The sequence below is a fragment of the Arthrobacter sp. yr096 genome (assembly GCF_900108925.1).
In the GTDB taxonomy this organism is placed as follows: Bacteria; Actinomycetota; Actinomycetes; order Actinomycetales; family Micrococcaceae; genus Arthrobacter.
In genome coordinates this window covers 315,558-332,707 of sequence record NZ_FNYI01000002.1, presented here as the reverse complement: position 1 = coordinate 332,707, position 17,150 = coordinate 315,558, and the positions used below count along the sequence as shown (strand labels likewise).

Genomic DNA, 17,150 nt, shown 5'->3' with positions numbered 1-17,150 from the left:
TCCATGTGCTCTGCTGGCCAGTTCAACGTCAAGACCGACGCCCGTCGTGGTGCCGGTCCGGACGATTCCAGCCAGCCGGCTGTCACCGGCGCCGACTGTGGTGCCGGTGACGCCATGTGCGTGGGTGTCATCCTTGGATTCCCACCGGAAATCGCCCGTGAACTCCAGGAATGGCGGGCATCCTTCGGGGATCCCATGGCCGAGGTGATTCCTGCCCACATCACTCTGATCACCACCACGCCAACCCAGGACTGGGACGCAACCCAGGAGCACGTTCGGGACGTCGCCAGGACGCAGGAACCGTTCAACATCACCATTTCAGGCACAGGTTCCTTCCGGCCCGTCTCACCGGTGGTGTTCGTCAACGTCGAAGAAGGCTTTGAGGAATGCGTGCAGTTGCACGAGAAACTTCAACGTGGGCCACTCGAACGGATGCTTCCGTTCCCGTACCACCCCCACGTCACAGTGGCGCACGACGTCGCGCAGGAAAACCTCGACGAAGCCGAAACGGTGCTCAGAGATTACCGGGCGACCTTCCCAGTGGTTAGCATGGGACTTTACGAGCACGACACCAATGGAATTTGGCAGCTACGGGAAGAGCTCGACTTTGGCGGCGATACTGACGAAGAACAGCAAGCGGATTCACGCCACAGAGGCGGACGCTCCTCCGCTGCCAACTGAGCTGGCCAAGCTCAAGCTGGAGCTTCTCCGCAAGCGGCAAGACTGGGGTCAGGCCAAACGTGCCGGCGACGCCTTGCCCAAGAAAGCCGGTGCGTTCTTCGCCCTCTTCATGGCCAGGCTCAACACCAACCGGGCCATGCGTGCGTTCCAGCACTACTCACGGCAGCACGGCCCCCTGCTGAGCGCAGGCATCGGCTTCAACATGTTCTTCTCCGTCACCGGTTTGCTCACCACCGGCTTCGCGATCGCAGGAATCGTACTGGGCGGCAACCCGGCACTGCAGGACGCGGTGATCGACAGCGTGGCCGCTGCGGCCCCCGGACTGCTGCAAGTCAATGGCGGCGAAGGATTGGTGGATCCGCAATCCCTGCTCAACCCGTCCGGTCTTGGGTGGACTGCCCTGATTGCGGCTGTTGTGACGGTCTTCGTTTCCCTGGGCTGGATCGCCAGCATCAGGGAGGGCCTCCGCGGAGTCATGAACGCCGATCCTTTGGTTCGCAACGCCATCCTGCAGAAGCTCATCGACGCCGGTACGCTCCTGCTGCTGGGCGTCATCCTGGTTGTCAGCGCTGGTGCGTCGGTGGTTTTCGGCACCGCCGCCGACTGGGTCTTTGAGCGCTTACAAGTGGATGAGGCTACCGCGGCGCCCGTGGCCGCCGTCATCAAAATCGTGGTCCCGTTGCTGTTGAATTGTGCGACGGCGGCAGTTCTGTTCCGTATCGCCTCCGGCCTCACGCTGGGGCGCCGCGCGCTCCTGGAAGGGGTGGTCCTGGCGGGCGTCGGCACCACTCTCCTCCAGTTCTTCAGCACCGAGCTCCTTGCCAGGGCGGGCGCCAATCCCGTCCTGGCATCATTTGCCATCATCATCGGCCTCCTGATCTGGTTCAACTTGGTGAGCCAGGTGTACTTGGTATCAGCATCGTGGTCGGCCATCCGTGAGGCCGATACGGATGCGGGGGAGACCCCGCGGAAGAAGGTCCTTGGTTCGCGGCGCGCAGCGCCCCGCACCTGACAGTTCTCATTCCCGGGAGGCGCCATGAACAATCAACTGTGGATCGGATGTCTCCTCGGGGCGGCGGTGGGCCTCATTGTCGGCCAGTTGATCTTCAACTCGCCGTTCCTGGGCATCCTCATCGGCGTCGGATTGGGGGCCCTTGTGGGGGCTGCGGTGGGACCCCGCCGCAGCTGACCCAGCTGCCAACTGACCCCGCAGTCAATTAGGGTGCCTGCACCAGTCCCTCCCAAGCGACGGTCCAGCCTGCAGGAAAGCCCGGGGCGTGACGCTCCGGTCCGTTGTCCCAGCCCGCCGCCATCAGCGCCACTGCGGCCAACAAACCACCGTTGCCAGGCAGATACAGCGGCAGGGAGTCCGTCTGCCGGTTGTGCCCGTTGGCGAGGAACGTGTTCTTGCCAGCGCTCAGAAGGAGCGCGTCGACGGCTGCTTCCGGGTCCCCAAGCCGCGCTGCGGTCATCGCCATGACGGGGTAGTCCCAGCCCCAGGTGCTGGCCCAGTCCCAGTCGGCAAGGACGTCCGAAAGGGTGGCACGCATGATGTCCGGATCAATGAGGTCAGTCTGGGGGAGGACACCGAGTGCGCACAACATGGAAGGGTGGTCCGTGCGGATGGTGAAGGGTTCCACGTCAATCGCCGCGTACACGCCGTCCATGACGCGGGGCGACACCATGCCTTCCGCTACTTCTGACCATTCCTCCACAGGCGCCAGGCCCAGCCGCTCACGCCACGCAGCAGCAGTCCTCAGTGCCCACTGCCAGTAGGCCAGCTCAAACGTTGGGTTGGTGACGGTGGCCCGGATTGAGCCGTAGCTTTCCTGCGCCGGGATCAGGGGCGGGCCCAGCTCAAAACCGCGCGATGTGGGATGCGCAAAGCTGGCCATGAAGGCTGCCGAATCGAACACGATCTCCGCGAATTGCTCCAGCACCGCCTGGCTGGGGTTGGCCCTGTACACAAGCTCAGCCAAGTAGATGGGGTGTGGTTGCTGCCAGATCAGAAATGTCCCAATGGGACTTGGACTCTCACGTCCGTCCGGCCCTACCTGCTTGGGCCAGCGCACCCCATCGAAACCCTGGGCCTTGGCGGTTTGCCGGGATGTTTCCAGAACCGTGGAGTACCACCGCAAGGAGGGCAGAAGGAGTTCCACCCGGTTCCACTGGGCAAAGTGCGCGGCATGCCACCAGTGCATCTCCAAGTGGAAGCGGCCACGCCACGAATTACAGACGAGGCCCGTCTCCTGCGGTGGCAATGAGCCGGAGCAGTTGATCGCCGTCAGGTATTGGGACAGCACAATCCTGCGTTCCAGTTCCTTGGCGCGGGCGTCATCGGTTGCATCAAGTTCGATCGCCCCTCCTGAGGACCAGAACCGCGGCCAGTAGGCTGCCGATGCTGCGGCCACAGCATCCGCTGGTGACAGCACGACGCCGCTGCCTCCGCCGGCGTGGCGCCTCGCGTCGGGGGCCGGGTCGGCTGCGCTGTGGTCGCCCCGTGGGAGGCAGTCACCGTCGCCGGAGGAGAGGAAGGCTACGGAAAAGTCCAACACGCTGGCACTGGCCGGGCTGACTGTCCCTGAAGGCTCTATCCGGAGCATGTGCTGGTCTGTCTGTTCGACACTTAGCTGCTGCCCGGTGATCCTCACCTGATAACGGGACTCGTCCAGTTCGCGGTGGGTGGTCCAGGCCCGCGCGCCGGGGTAGGTTACGGACGCCTCGGGCGCGCCGAGGGAGGTGGTGTGCGCTTCCGGGCTGTTCCAGTCCGCGGCGTCATGCCAGGCTTCAGAGCCGTAGGGGAAACCGATGCCCACCACCAAACCGGCAGCAAGCGCCGGCGACTCAACGCGGACGGCGAGTTCATCGCGGTCGGGGTGGCACGCCGTCGTGACCGTGACAGGGTGACCGGCGATTGCGAAGCGGCTGGTGACCACTCCCGTCCAGAGGTCGAGCGTTTGTTCGGTGTCATCGATGTCTGCCGTGGTGAGGGGCCGTTCGGTGCCGTTCTCCAGCCAGTGGAAGCCAATGCGCCCCAGGTCCAATCGATGGGAGTTGGCCCGGAGCCAGGTTTCTGCCTGGGAGGTATCTGTCTCGCGGTCGTTGACGATCTCGCCCACCATGTCTACATACGGCACAGGACCCCGGGGCGAGGCGTAAAGGACGGTGGATCCGGCCAGGTCGTAAGGCTGTTCCGGCGGGACGGAGTGCCAACCCCATTGGGCCTGGGTTCCCAAAAGCGTTCCCGGGGGAAGGTCGTCGCGGGCGCCAACGGGGTAGGCGTCAGGCAAAGACTGCAGCCCGGTGAGGTCCATGGTGAAAGCGAATTCGCCGTTGCCCACGGATACCGGGCTTCGTGGGTCGAGATGTTGCTGCCGGACATTATGGCGCTGGACCAAGGCTTGGCGATCGATGGGGGACACTGACGCAGTGCCTTCTGACCCCAGGACCACCGTGTCCTCGAGTTCCCGCAGGGGGAAGAATGCTGCCCGCTCGTTGGGGCTTTTGTTGGGCTGATGGAGTGTCAGGAACAAGCCGCCATCGAGGTTCCGGCCGATCATGCCGTGGCCGCCATCGGTGCTCCAGAGTGGTTCCGGCTCCTGAATCCATGGTCCCAAAACCGTTCCGGATCCGCTGCGCGCGATTCCCATGGCGTAGCCATGGTCGCCAAAACTGGACCACAGCATGATGAGCTTTCCGCTGGCAAGACGGAAAAGGAACGGACCGTCGGTGACGTACACCGGAAATTCCCGGTCCTTGACGGAAGGGACGTCCAGGGCACGGGACCAAGGCGCCTCGGAAGCGCTGAAGAGGAAAACGGGATCACCTTCGGCAGCCCTCAAGTCAGGGCTGAGGCGCTGGGCCGCCACGGCGCCGTCGTGTACTTGCTTCCATTCGTGGCAGAACACCATCCAGGGTGTTCCCTCTTTGTCTACGTGGAGCGTCCCGTCCAGGCACTCCCAGTCGCCGGGCGTTACAGGGCCAGCGCTCCACGGTTCGTAGGGGCCCTCGGGCTTGGCTGCAGAGAGTATCTGCGTTCCTCGGACATGACCAGGCGCTGTGAACGTTGCAAACATGAAGTAGCGCCCTTGGTATTCGTGGACCTCGGGCGCCCAGTACTGCTCCTTGCTCCAGAAGTCCGCTGCGGGGCGGAAGGCGGGGTGCGGCCCCTCCCATGTCTCCAGATCGGTGCTTCGGTAGCAGTCGAAACCCGTGGCCGGTCCCGACCAGATGTTCTTGTCTGTGCTGCCGAACAGCAAATAGTCCCGGGACTCCGGCAGGGTGAGGACGAATGGATCCCGGATCTGGATCTGTTCCAGGGGCTGGGACATGGGTGGTTCCTCCTGTGGGAAATAGTTCATAGTGCAAACTATTGACGAATATACACTGCCTTGATACGTTTCAGGAACCGTTTTCTTGAGTCTGAAAGAAGCTTACCCAATGGCGCGTAAATCTCTCCGTGGTATCCGAAAATCAATCGCATTCGTCACAGCTGTTGGCCTCCTTGGCCTCACAGCAGCCTGCTCCAGCTCCTCCAACCAGCCTGAAGATGGCCCCGTGGAGATCAGGTTCTCCTGGTGGGGCAACGCCAACCGTGCCGAGTTGACCAACAAGGCCATCAAGGAGTTCGAGGCAGCAAACCCCAACATCAAGGTCAAGCCCGAGTACGGTGACATCACGGGCTACTTCGACAAACTCGCCACGCAGGTGGCAGCGAACGATGCTCCCGACGTCATCACCATGGGTGGCGCCTACCCGGCCGAGTACGCCAATCGCGGCGCACTTCTGGACTTGTCAAAGGTCGATGCGTCCCTGGACCTGTCCAAGCTGGATCAGGGAGCCCTGGAGAACGGGCAGGTCCAGGGAAAACAATACGGAGTCTCCACCGGCGCCAACGCTCTGGCCATCGTCGTGAATCCTGCCGTCTTCCAAGCTGCCGGTGTTTCACTGCCGGATGACAGCACGTGGTCCTGGGATGAGTTCGCCAGGATCGCAGAGGAGATCACCGCCAAGAGCCCCAAGGGCACCTACGGCACAGCTACCGTCCTCACCCATGACTCCCTGGACGCCTTCGCCCGCCAGCGCGGCAAGTCCCTCTACACCCAGGACGGGCAGCTCGGCCTGGACAAGGACACTGTTCAGGCGTACTTCGACTACTCGCTTAAACTCAGTGAATCCGGCGCCGCCCCCAGCGCTTCCGAGACTGTGGAAAAGCTCAACGTCAGCACCGAACAGACTCTGATGGGCATGGGGCAGGCCGGGATGATGCTCACGTGGAGCAACTCGCTCTCGGCGCTGAGCAAGGCTTCCGGGGCGGAGTTGAAGCTCCTGAAGCTGCCCGGCGAGACCCCAACCCCCGGCATCTGGCTTCAGTCATCGCAGTTCTACACCATCTCCGCCCGCAGCAAGCACACGGATGCTGCAGCCAAGCTGGTCAGCTTCCTCGTCAACAATGAGGCTGCCGCCAAGATCATCCAGAGCGACCGTGGCGTGCCCAGTAACTCCGGCATGCGCACGGCCATCCAGGATCTGTTGACGCCCCAGGGCAAGGTGGAGGCCGCCTACATCGACCAGATCGGAAAGATGGACTTTGCGCCAACATTCATTGGTCCCACCGGTTCGACGGCAGTCTCCGAGATCACGGCACGCATCAACACCGAGGTCCTGTTCAAGAGGCTGAGCCCGGAGAAGGCCGCCGAGCAGTGGTTGAGTGAAAGTAAAGCGGCTATCGGCAAGTAGGTACCGGCCGGGACACAGTAGAGCGCGTTGTGGGTTACCGGAACGCGCTCTATTGCTGCCCGGCTGTGGCGGGCAGGGGGCCCTTAACCGGCGTCCCGGACCTCAAGGTAAGGATCTGCCCAGGCACTGATAATGCGCGCAACCCGGGCTGCCTGGCCCTTCCCTGTGAGGAGGTGCTCGCTGCCCTCCAAGGAGATAAAGCTCCGGGGGTGCCGGGCAGTACGGAAGATCTCGCTGGCGTTGTCGATTCCCACGGTGTTGTCAGTGGGGGAGTGCATCACCATCAGCGGCTTGTGGAGTGTGCGGATGCAGTCCCGCAGATCTGCGCGTTCCACATCCTCTACAAAGTGGCGGCGGACCTCCATGGGCCGCCCTCCAAGGTCCACCACAGCGCTGCCATCGCGCAGGATGTCGTCTATTTCAGCGTCGAACATATGCTCAACGTGTTTGGGTTCGTAGGGCGCGCCCACGGTTACCACGGCGTTCAACCCGGGAATGTCGCGGGCTGCTGCAAGAACGGCCGCACCGCCGAACGAGTGGCCCACCAGCAGGGAGATGTCCCGGCCCTGCTCCCGCATGAATCCGGCCGCCAGGATGGTGTCGGCCACCTTCACGCTGAAGGACCCCGCAGACCATTCACCGGCAGAGCCGCCCAAGCCCAGGTTGTCGAATCGCAGCATCCCCACGCCCTGGTCGGCCAGGCCCTTGCAGATACGGGAAGCCGCAGGGCTGTCCTTGCCCAGTGTGAGGCCATGGGAGTACACGCCCCAGCCCCGCACCGGACCCTCGGGAACGTCCACGATGCCAGCCAGCGAATCGCCGGTGCTTCCAGTGAAGCTGATCTTTTCGGAGCGTGACACGCTGGTCTCCTTGTGTCGAGATGACCGGTAGGGAAAGTGATTAACGACGGCGGCGCCGTCACCAACGTAGGTGAGCGGCGCCGTCGTCGTGCTGTTCCTGAAGGAACGGCGAACTAGATCTTGCGGGACAGGATGGCCTGCTTGACCTCAGCGATTGCCTTGGTCACCTGGATGCCACGCGGGCATGCTTCCGAGCAGTTGAAGGTGGTGCGGCAACGCCACACGCCTTCTTTGTCGTTGAGGATCTCAAGGCGCATGTCGCCGGCGTCATCACGGGAATCGAAGATGAAGCGGTGTGCGTTGACGATCGCCGCCGGACCGAAGTACTGGCCGTCGGTCCAGAAGACCGGGCAGGACGAGGTGCAGGCAGCGCAAAGGATGCACTTGGTGGTGTCGTCAAAGCGCTCACGGTCCTCAACGGACTGCAGGCGTTCCTTGGTGGGCTCGTGGCCCTTGTTAATCAGGAACGGCATGACTTCGCGGAAGGACTGGAAGAAGGGTTCCATGTCCACAATCAGGTCCTTCTCCACAGGGAGGCCCTTGATCGGTTCCACAGTGATGGGCTTGGACGTATCCAGATCCTTCAGCAGCGTCTTGCAGGCGAGGCGGTTACGGCCGTTGATGCGCATGGCATCGGAACCGCACACACCGTGCGCGCAGGAGCGGCGGAAGGAAACGCTGCCGTCGATCTCCCACTTGACCTTGTGGAGGGCGTCCAACACGCGGTCAGTGCCATACATGGTCAGCTTGTAGTCATCCCAGCGTGCTTCGTCCGAGATTTCCGGATCGTAGCGGCGCACGCGCAGCGTGATGTGGAATGTGGGAATTTCACCGTCGCCGGCAACGCTTGCCGGGAGCTCGATCTTGGAAGCGGGCTCTGCCATTTCGGTCGTCATTAGTACTTACGCTCCATCGGCTCGTAACGGGTGAAGATGACGGGCTTCGTCTCCAGACGGATGCCCGCAACGGATTCCGCCGAGGAGTCGACGGTGACGGAATTGTCCAGGTAAGCCATGGAGTGCTTCATGAACTTTTCGTCATTGCGGTCCGGGAAGTCTTCGCGGTAGTGGCCACCGCGGGACTCTTCACGGTGCAGGGCACCGACGGTCATGACCTTGGCCATGTCCAGCAGGAAGCCCAGCTCCACTGCTTCCAGGAGATCCAGGTTGAAGCGCTTGCCCTTGTCCTGGACCGTGACGTTCTTGTACCGCTCTTCGAAGGAAGCGATGTCGCTCAGAACCTGCTCCAGCGATTCCTTGGTGCGGAACACCTGCATGTTGGCATCCATGGTGTCCTGCAGTTCCTTGCGGATCTGCGCAACGCGCTCGGTGCCGTTGCCCGTGAGGAGGCCATTGAGGATGCCGCGGGTCATTGCCTCGGGGTCCTCGGGCAGCTCGACGTAGTCGGCCGTCTTGGAGTACTCCGCAGCGGCGATGCCGGCGCGCTTGCCGAAGACGTTGATGTCCAGGAGGGAGTTGGTACCCAGGCGGTTGGAGCCGTGAACAGACACGCAGGCAACTTCACCGGCTGCGTAGAGGCCCGGCACGATCGTGTCGTTGTCCTGCAGCACTTCGGTGGTGATGTTGGTGGGGATGCCGCCCATGGCGTAGTGGGCCGTGGGGAAAACGGGGACAGGATCGGTGAACGGTTCCACACCAAGGTAGGTGCGGGCGAACTCGGTGATGTCCGGAAGCTTGGCCTCAATGTGGGCGGGCTCAAGGTGGGTCAGGTCCAACAGGACGTAATCCTTGTTCGGACCACAACCGCGGCCTTCACGCACTTCGTTCGCCATGGCGCGGGCCACGATGTCACGGGGTGCGAGGTCCTTGATGGTGGGGGCGTAACGCTCCATGAAGCGCTCACCCTCGGAGTTACGCAGGATGGCACCTTCACCACGTGCACCCTCGGTCAGGAGGATGCCCAGGCCGGCGAGGCCGGTCGGGTGGAACTGGAAGAACTCCATGTCTTCCAGGGGGATACCGCGGCGGAACGCGATGCCCATGCCGTCGCCCGTGAGCGTGTGGGCGTTGGACGTGGTCTTGAAGACCTTGCCGGCACCACCGGAAGCGAAAACAACGGATTTGGCCTGGAACACGTGAAGCTCACCGGAAGCGAGGTCGTAGGAGACCACGCCGGCTACGCGCTTCTGCTTGTACGGGGTACCGTCTTCGCGCACTGCGTCTTCTTCGACGATCAGCAGGTCAAGGACGTAGTACTCGTTGTAGAACTCAACATTGTGCTTGACGCAGTTTTGGTACAGCGTCTGCAGGATCATGTGGCCGGTACGGTCGGCTGCATAGCAGGCGCGGCGTACGGGTGCCTTGCCGTGGTCACGGGTGTGGCCACCGAAGCGTCGCTGGTCGATCCGGCCCTCGGGCGTGCGGTTGAACGGCAGACCCATTTTCTCCAGGTCCAGCACGGCGTCAATGGCTTCCTTGGCCATGACCTCGGCTGCGTCCTGGTCAACCAGGTAGTCGCCACCCTTGATGGTGTCAAAGGTGTGCCATTCCCAGTTGTCTTCTTCGACGTTGGCCAGTGCTGCACACATTCCACCCTGGGCTGCACCGGTGTGCGAACGGGTGGGGTAGAGCTTGGTCAGTACCGCTGTGCGTGCGCGCTGACCGGACTCGATCGCGGCGCGCATGCCGGCGCCACCTGCACCGACAATGACGACGTCGTACTTATGGACCTGCATACCAGATGCTCTCTCTTTCAAAAATTCAGATGGTCGCGGAGGCTGCTCCGCTACGTCAGGCGTGCCGGATCAAGCCGGCATCGCCGCTGTGGCCCGGCCGCTACGGGGCCGGGCAGAACCCGCCAGGAAGCTGAACGCCGTCCACCACGGGGCACGGGTTGAAGGTGAAGATCACCAGCGTGCCCAGGATGATGATGACCAGGGTGGCCGCGTAAAGGACCATCTTGAGCCAGAAGCGCGTGGAATCCTTCTCGGCGTAGTCGTTGATGATGGTGCGGACGCCGTTGGTGCCGTGCAGCATGGCAAGCCAGAGCATGGCGAGATCCCAGAACTGCCAGAAGGGATCGGCCCACTTGCCGGCAACGAAGCCGAAGTCAATGGCGTGGATGCCTTCGCCCACCAACAGGTTCACGAAGAGGTGGCCGAAGATCAGCACCACCAGGACGATGCCGGAGAGGCGCATGAAGAGCCAGGCGATCATTTCGAAGTTGCCGCGGCTTGAGCCCGTGCGGTTGTACTTCGGTGCGATCTTGCCACTGCTGATTTTTCCGCTGCGCGGAGATTCGATGGTTGTCATGGCTTAGTGGCCTCCCAGCGCGAGGGAAAGGTGGCGGATAGCGAAGCCGGCGAACGTGACCAGCCACAGCGCAAGCACGATCCACAGCATCTGGCGCTGGTACTTCGCGCCCTTCTTCCAGAAGTCGATGGCGATCACACGCAGGCCGTTGAAGGCGTGGAAGATGATCGCGGCGACCAGGCCCGTTTCACCCAGGGCCATGAGGGGGTTCTTGTAAGCGCCAATAACGGCCGTGTAGGCCTCCGGGGACACGCGCACCAATGAGGTGTCCAGCACATGGACCAACAAGAAGAAAAAGATCACTACACCGGTAATACGGTGTCCAACCCAGGACCACATGCCTTCACGGCCGCGGTACAAGGTGCCAGCTGGTTTTGTCGGCACTGATTAAACCTTCCTGCAACACAGCGGCGCTGGCATGGGATCCACGCGGGGGGAACGCCTGCTGCGAGAGCACTCGTAGCTCACGCCTAAATCTAGGCTTCGCTCACAGCATATTCAATTTAGGACTGGCTTCTTTGCTTGTTAATTCCATGTTTCCTGCCCGTATTCAGGCAATTTTGCGTAGTGCTTGAGACGAACACCACATGCGTGGCGTTCTGCGGGGCTTCCCGGTTGCGTCGGATAAAGTGTTGCGGTGAGTACAGAAGACGCGAAATACCCGGAATCGCCCATGAACCGCTTCCATGCGGTTATTCCGGCGGGCGGTGTGGGCACCCGGCTGTGGCCACTCTCGCGTGCCGCTGCGCCCAAGTTCCTCCACGACCTGACCGGTTCCGGCAGTACGTTGTTGAGGGCCACCTACGACCGCCTTGAGCCCTTGGCAGGCGAACGCGTGCTCGTAGTAACCGGCGAGGCACACCGTGCCGCCGTATGCCGCCAGCTCCCCGAGGTGGGAGATGACGAGCTGGTGCTGGAGAGCGAGCCAAAGGACTCCGGCGCCGCCATCGGTCTGGCCGCTGCCATCCTGTATCGCCGGGATCCGGAGACCATCATGGGTTCCTTCGCCGCGGACCAGGTCATCAGCCCCGACGACCTCTTCCAGGAAACTGTGCGCGAGGCGATTTATACCGCTGCCATGGGCAAGATCGTCACCATCGGCATCAAGCCCACACACCCTTCCACCGGCTTTGGCTACATCCGCTCCGGCGCAGCCCTGAACGTTGAAGGTGCACCGAACGCGCTTGCCGTAGCGGAGTTCGTGGAGAAGCCCAGCCAGGAAGTTGCCAACAAGTATGTGGAGGCCGGCGACTACGTCTGGAACGCCGGCATGTTCGTGGCCCCTGTGGCCCTCATGCTCAAGCACCTTGAAGCCAACCAGCCGGAGCTCTTTGCCGGCCTGCAGGAGATCGCCGAGGCTTGGGATACTCCGCAGCGCGCAGAAGTGACAGCACGTGTCTGGCCCACCCTGCCCAAGATTGCCATTGACTACGCGGTAGCCGAGCCTGCAGCGGCAGCCGGCGATGTCGCCGTCGTACCTGGCACCTTCCGCTGGGACGACGTTGGTGACTTTGCCGCCATCGGCCGCCTCAACAACGCCGGCGACGTCGATGAAGTGACGGTGCTCGGTGAAGGCGCCCGCGTGTTTGCGGAGAATGCCAGTGGTGTTGTGGTCTCCGATACCAAGCGCGTGATCGCGCTGATCGGGATCAAGGACGTGGTCATCGTTGACACCCCGGACGCGCTCCTGGTCACCACCAAGGAACACGCGCAACTGGTGAAAGGCACCGTTGACGCGTTGAAAGCCAGCGGCGATACGGACGTGCTCTAGTACTTCCTCTTATACCGTGAGCCACCTCTTTGGTTGTCCTGCCGCTGAACGCAGCGTAACCAAGAGGTGGCTTTCGTTCTTCGGGGGCCACGCATGGCTAGAGTTGTGACGTGCGCAATTACACGACTGAAACCGAGCCTGCTCCCGTGGTGAGTCCTTGGGTTGATGAACTGCTTCCCGGACTTATCGAATTCCGGCGTGACCTCCATGCGCACCCGGAGTTGTCCTTCAAGGAATTCCGCACCACGGACAAGCTGGTGGAGCGGCTTGAAGCGGCCGGACTGAAACCGCGTCGGCTCGAGGAGACCGGGCTGACGGTTGACGTGGGTGAGGGCCCCATTGCCACAGCCCTTCGCGGCGACATCGACGCACTGCCCATCATTGAGGAAACCGGCCTGCCGTTCGCGTCGAAGAACCATGGCGTAACCCATGCTTGCGGGCACGACGTCCACACCACGGCCATGCTGGGCATTGCCTTGACGCTGCAGCGGATGCACAAGAACAATCCGCTGGGTGGCACGGTCCGGATCATCTTCCAGCCTGCCGAGGAAACCATGCCCGGTGGCGCATTGTCCTGCATCGAGCAGGGCGTGCTTGAAGGCGTGCCGCGCATCCTGGCGCTGCACTGCGATCCCCGGATCAACGTGGGTCAGATCGGCACGCGCATCGGCGCCATTACGTCGGCGTCGGACACCATCAAGATTGAACTTTCCGGACGCGGCGGCCACACCTCCCGCCCGCACCTGACTGAGGACCTGGTCTTCGCTTTGTCGCAGATCGCCATCAACGTCCCGGCGGTTCTTTCCCGTCGCGTGGACGTCCGCAGCGGCGTATCAGTGGTTTGGGGCCAGATTTCGGCCGGCTCGGCGCCGAATGCCATTCCCGGATCCGGCTATATGGCTGGAACCATGCGCTGCCTGGATCGCGATGCCTGGCATAGTGCAGGGGAGCTGCTGGACGATGTTGTGAGGCAGGTTGCTGCTCCTTACGGCGTGGACGTGCACCTTGAGCACACCCGCGGCGTGCCGCCCGTGGTGAATTCCGAGCATGAGACGGCCCTTATCGAAGCCTCCGCCCGCGCCGAGCTGGGCGAGAACGCAGTGGTCCTCACCCCGCAGTCCATGGGCGGCGAGGACTTCGCGTGGTTCCTGGCGGACCTCCCCGGTGCCATGATGCGCCTGGGCACGCATACGCCGGGTGGCGAGGAATACGATCTCCACCGTGGTGACTTCATCGTGGACGAGCGCGCCCTGGGCTACGCCATCCGCGTTCTCACCGCCGCCGCCCTCCGGACGATCCGGGACCTCAACCAGTAGACCCAGCTGACTCGCAGTTCAGTCCGTTGTGAGATCACAATACGGACTGAACTGCGACTCACCCGGTGCTTTCGGCGGGAATGAGTTGTGCACAATTGAATTGTGCACTATCGTTTTATCCATGAGTGATGCACCCCGCCTCCGCCACCAGGTCTGCTTTGCGCTGTACTCGGCTTCAAAAGCTGCGACGGCGGTCTACCGCCCCGTGCTGGAAGATCTGGGGCTGACGTACCCTCAGTACCTTGTGATGCTGGTGCTGTGGGAGCAGGAACCGCGGAGTGTCCGTGAATTGGGTGTAGAACTGGGCCTCGACTCCGGCACATTGTCACCACTGCTCAAGCGCCTTGAAGGCCTGGGGCTCGTGGAGCGTCGCCGCTCGGACGAGGACGAGCGCCGCGTGGACGTCGTACTGACAGACGCCGGCAGTGCTCTGAGTGACCGCGCTCAGGCCGTGCCACAGCGCCTCGCGGACGCTGCCGGGCTTTCGCCCGAGGAAATCGGACAGCTTCATGCCACTCTCGGCAAGCTCACCGCGGCCCTGAACAGCTCACTCTGACAGACTCCCGGAGAATCCCGGGCCATCCATTCCCAAAGAGAAACGGAAACACCATGAAGACTCTTTACACTGCCGAGGCACTCGCCTCCGGCGAAGGCCGGGACGGCAACGCCCGCACCAACGATGGCAAACTGGACGTTGCTCTGGCCAGCCCCGTGGAACTGGGTGGCAACGGTGAAGGAACCAACCCTGAGCAGCTCTTCGCTGCCGGTTACGCTGCCTGCTTCCACTCTGCCCTGCGCCTGGTGGGCCGCAAGGAACGCGTTGACCTCAGCGATTCGGCGGTTGCTGCCAAGATCCACTTCGGTGCCTTGACGGACAGCGAAGGCTATGGTCTGGCTGCCGAGCTCGAGATTGCCCTGCCGGCGCTGGACCGCTCCACGGCAGAGCAGCTGATGGAGAAGGCGCACCAGATCTGCCCCTACTCCAACGCAACCCGCGGCAACATGGCCGTGGACCTCAAGCTCGTGGAGTTCGCAGCATGAGCGCCGTCGCCACCGAAACCCGCGAAATCCAGCTGGCCTCCCGCCCCGTTGGCCGTCCGGCCCCGGAGAACTTCCGGCTGGCAGCAGCACAGCTCCCAGAGCTCGACGAGGGACAGATCCTGGTGAAGAACCAGTTCATGTCCGTGGATCCCTACATGCGCGGCCGCATGAACGACGTCAAGTCCTACTCAGCGCCATTCCGCCTCGACGCAGCCCTCGACGGCGGTGCAGTAGGTGAGGTGATCGCGTCCCGGTCGGACGCGCACAAGGTGGGTGACGTCGTCGTGCATCAACTGGGGTGGCGCGAACACGCAGTGGTTGATGCAGCGGCAACCACCCCTGTGCCCAGCGGGCTTGCCCCGACGTCGGCGTTCCTTGGAGCGCTGGGCATGACCGGCCTGACCGCCTATGCCGGCTTGCTGAAGGTGGCCGAGTTCAAGGAAGGCGACGTCGTCTTCGTCTCCGGTGCGGCTGGTGCTGTTGGCTCCATGGTGGGGCAGATTGCCAAGGCGATGGGCGCATCCAGGGTCATTGGCAGCGCTGGTTCGCCGGAGAAGGTGGCCCGCCTGCTGGAGCTCGGCTTTGACGCTGCGTTCAACTACAACGACGCCCCGGTGCTCGATCAGCTGCGCGAAGCGGCGGGGGAGCGCGGCATCGATGTGTACTTCGATAACGTCGGCGGCGAACACCTCGAAGCCGCGTTGGCCACGCTCACTGTTGGCGGCCGTGTGGCCATGTGCGGCGCAATCGCGCAGTACAACTCCACCGAGCCCGCAGTAGCGCCCAGGAACCTGGCCGTTGCCATTGGCAAGCAGCTGACCCTGCGTGGTTTCCTGGTGGGCGGCCAGCGCCAGCACGCTGCCGAGTTCGCGCAGAAGATGGCCGGCTGGCTCGCCGACGGAAGCGTCTCCTATGACGAGACCATCGTTGATGGACTGGAGAATGCGCCGCAGGCGTTCATCGATTTGCTGGACGGTGCCAACACCGGAAAGATGCTCGTCCGGTTGTGACGCGGCGGTAGCCGGGTGTGACTTGCGCGCCCGGCTACTGCTTGGTAACAAAAGGTCAACAATCTGACCAGGAGTAGTACTTTGTGCTATCCGGGTGTGTTCCAGGCCACTAGTGTTGGTGTCATCAATGCGCTTAGGCGCAGCTGCGAGCATCAGTGAAAACAGAATTTCTGCCTCAGGTATAGGAAACGGACACTCATTGACCATCCGTCGTAGCGCCAATCACTTTCTTCCTGGAGGAAAATTGAAGAAACCACTGCGTGCCACCCTGAAGCGCGGTTCCATGGCCGGTGTTGCCACTCTCGGCGCAGCAGCGCTCCTGCTGACCAGTTGCGGCCAGGCTCCCGACGCCGGATCCGGCGCGGCGACCAAGAGCGACTTCCTCGGATGCATCGTCTCCGACTCAGGCGGATTCGACGACCAGTCCTTCAACCAGTCCTCATTCGAAGGCCTCAAGAAGGCTGAGACGGACCTCGGAATCCAGGTCCGGTCGGCCGAGTCCAAGGCAAACAGCGACTTCGAGACCAACCTGAACGGCATGGTCTCGGCAGGTTGCAACCTTACGGTCACCGTCGGCTTCCTCCTGGGCGATGCCACCAAGGCTGCTGCTGAGAAGAACACCGACAAACACTTCGCGATCATCGACTTCGCCTACGATGCTCCGATCGCCAACGTGAAGCCTGTTGTCTACGACACCGCCCAGGCTGCCTACCTGGCAGGCTACGCCGCTGCCGCCACCACCAAGACCGGCAAGGTGGGTACCTTCGGCGGTATCAAGATTCCTACCGTCACCATCTTCATGGATGGCTTCTACGACGGCGTCCAGGCCTACAACAAGGCCAAGAACAAGTCAGTCCAGGTTGTCGGCTGGGACAAGAACACCCAGGATGGCTCATTCACCGGTGACTTCGAAAAGCAGGACACCGGCAAGCAGGTCACCATCAACCTTCTGGACCAGGGTGCGGACATCGTCATGCCCGTAGCCGGCCCGGTGGGCAAGGGTGCAGGCGCCGCGCTCAAGGAAGCCAAGGCCGCCGGCAAGGACGTCAAGCTCATCTGGGTTGACTCCGACGGCTATCTGACGGCTCCCGAGTACAAGGACCTCATGCTGACCTCCGTGGTCAAGCAGATGGGCGAGGCCGTTGAAACCGTAGTGAAGGATGACAAGGACGGAAAGTTCAGCAACACGGCCTACGTTGGCACGTTGGAGAACGACGGCGTTGCCATCGCTCCGTTCCACGACCTCGATTCTGCAGTTTCTGCCGAGACCAAGTCCGAACTCGATGCCCTGAAGGCGGACATCATCTCCGGCAAGCTGGTTGTCGAGTCGAAGGCAAGCCCCAAGAAGTAAGCAATTCCTGGACGCGCCGCCAGTACCGAGCCTCGGTACTGGCGGCGCGTTTTTGCCCTGACTAGGCTGAACCCAAAGCTCGTGGCTTTGGAGCTGTTCAGCTGTCCCT

Annotated in this window: 16 protein-coding genes; 10 read left to right on the top strand and 6 right to left on the bottom strand. The window is 62.5% G+C overall.

Annotated features, from left to right (window positions below; genetic code table 11):
- The first annotated feature begins 3 nt into the window (after nt 1-3).
- From BMY91_RS06265 to BMY91_RS23085, 3 genes are read left to right on the top strand one after another with little or no spacing between them, the layout of a single operon-like run.
- Nucleotides 4-681 (top strand): 2'-5' RNA ligase family protein, encoded by a 678-nt coding sequence (locus tag BMY91_RS06265; protein WP_090819963.1) that lies wholly within the window; start codon nt 4-6, stop codon nt 679-681.
- Complete coding sequence (locus tag BMY91_RS06260; protein ID WP_090819960.1) at nt 608-1,693, top strand: YihY/virulence factor BrkB family protein; 1,086 nt, start codon at nt 608-610, stop codon at nt 1,691-1,693. The genes BMY91_RS06265 and BMY91_RS06260 overlap by 74 nt, the downstream gene beginning before the upstream one ends.
- A 24-nt stretch (nt 1,694-1,717) precedes the next feature.
- Entirely contained in the window at nt 1,718-1,870 is a 153-nt protein-coding gene (locus tag BMY91_RS23085) for a glycine zipper domain-containing protein (protein WP_172323851.1), read from the top strand.
- A gap of 28 nt (nt 1,871-1,898) precedes the next feature.
- On the opposite strand, the gene BMY91_RS06255 is transcribed toward BMY91_RS23085, so the two are convergent.
- Nucleotides 1,899-5,012 carry a family 43 glycosylhydrolase gene (locus BMY91_RS06255; protein WP_256212617.1) on the bottom strand — a complete coding sequence of 1,038 codons (3,114 nt, stop codon included), beginning with the start codon at nt 5,010-5,012 and terminating at the stop codon, nt 1,899-1,901.
- A gap of 109 nt (nt 5,013-5,121) precedes the next feature.
- Here BMY91_RS06255 and BMY91_RS06250 point away from each other — a divergent pair, with 109 nt between their 5' ends.
- On the top strand, nt 5,122-6,420 hold the full coding sequence (locus BMY91_RS06250; protein ID WP_090819958.1) for an ABC transporter substrate-binding protein: 1,299 nt from the start codon (nt 5,122-5,124) through the stop codon (nt 6,418-6,420).
- Nucleotides 6,421-6,503: 83 nt separating this feature from the next.
- Here the strand turns inward: BMY91_RS06250 and BMY91_RS06245 are convergent, their stop codons facing one another.
- The 5 genes from BMY91_RS06245 to sdhC form a co-directional block, all read right to left on the bottom strand.
- A complete protein-coding gene (locus BMY91_RS06245; protein WP_090819955.1) occupies nt 6,504-7,280 on the bottom strand; it encodes an alpha/beta hydrolase in 777 nt (258 codons plus the stop codon).
- Between the two features lie 113 nt (nt 7,281-7,393).
- On the bottom strand, nt 7,394-8,176 hold the full coding sequence (locus BMY91_RS06240) for a succinate dehydrogenase iron-sulfur subunit (protein WP_090819952.1): 783 nt from the start codon (nt 8,174-8,176) through the stop codon (nt 7,394-7,396).
- Nucleotides 8,176-9,975 (bottom strand): succinate dehydrogenase flavoprotein subunit, encoded by a 1,800-nt coding sequence (sdhA, locus tag BMY91_RS06235; protein ID WP_090819949.1) that lies wholly within the window; start codon nt 9,973-9,975, stop codon nt 8,176-8,178. The genes BMY91_RS06240 and sdhA overlap by 1 nt, the downstream gene beginning before the upstream one ends.
- A gap of 100 nt (nt 9,976-10,075) precedes the next feature.
- Entirely contained in the window at nt 10,076-10,552 is a 477-nt protein-coding gene (locus tag BMY91_RS06230; protein ID WP_090819946.1) for a succinate dehydrogenase hydrophobic membrane anchor subunit, read from the bottom strand.
- Nucleotides 10,553-10,555: 3 nt separating this feature from the next.
- The gene (gene sdhC, locus BMY91_RS06225; protein WP_089594138.1) at nt 10,556-10,936 is read right to left on the bottom strand and encodes a succinate dehydrogenase, cytochrome b556 subunit; all 381 of its coding nucleotides are present in this window, start codon (nt 10,934-10,936) and stop codon (nt 10,556-10,558) included.
- 289 nt (nt 10,937-11,225) lie between these two features.
- Here sdhC and BMY91_RS06220 point away from each other — a divergent pair, with 289 nt between their 5' ends.
- The 6 genes from BMY91_RS06220 to BMY91_RS06195 all read left to right on the top strand — a co-directional run bounded on the left by BMY91_RS06220 (nt 11,226) and on the right by BMY91_RS06195 (nt 17,041).
- Nucleotides 11,226-12,323 carry a mannose-1-phosphate guanylyltransferase gene (locus tag BMY91_RS06220; RefSeq protein ID WP_371261027.1) on the top strand — a complete coding sequence of 366 codons (1,098 nt, stop codon included), beginning with the start codon at nt 11,226-11,228 and terminating at the stop codon, nt 12,321-12,323.
- 110 nt (nt 12,324-12,433) lie between these two features.
- Nucleotides 12,434-13,639 (top strand): amidohydrolase, encoded by a 1,206-nt coding sequence (locus tag BMY91_RS06215; protein ID WP_090819941.1) that lies wholly within the window; start codon nt 12,434-12,436, stop codon nt 13,637-13,639.
- A gap of 121 nt (nt 13,640-13,760) precedes the next feature.
- Nucleotides 13,761-14,195: a MarR family winged helix-turn-helix transcriptional regulator gene (locus tag BMY91_RS06210; protein ID WP_090819939.1), complete on the top strand. Its 435-nt coding sequence runs from the start codon at nt 13,761-13,763 to the stop codon at nt 14,193-14,195.
- 53 nt (nt 14,196-14,248) lie between these two features.
- The gene (locus BMY91_RS06205; protein ID WP_090819936.1) at nt 14,249-14,680 is read left to right on the top strand and encodes an organic hydroperoxide resistance protein; all 432 of its coding nucleotides are present in this window, start codon (nt 14,249-14,251) and stop codon (nt 14,678-14,680) included.
- Complete coding sequence (locus BMY91_RS06200; RefSeq protein WP_090819933.1) at nt 14,677-15,690, top strand: NADP-dependent oxidoreductase; 1,014 nt, start codon at nt 14,677-14,679, stop codon at nt 15,688-15,690. The genes BMY91_RS06205 and BMY91_RS06200 overlap by 4 nt, the downstream gene beginning before the upstream one ends.
- Nucleotides 15,691-15,802: 112 nt before the next feature.
- Nucleotides 15,803-17,041, top strand: a complete 1,239-nt coding sequence (locus BMY91_RS06195; RefSeq protein ID WP_090819930.1) for a BMP family lipoprotein — start codon at nt 15,803-15,805, stop codon at nt 17,039-17,041.
- Nucleotides 17,042-17,150 lie beyond the last annotated feature (109 nt).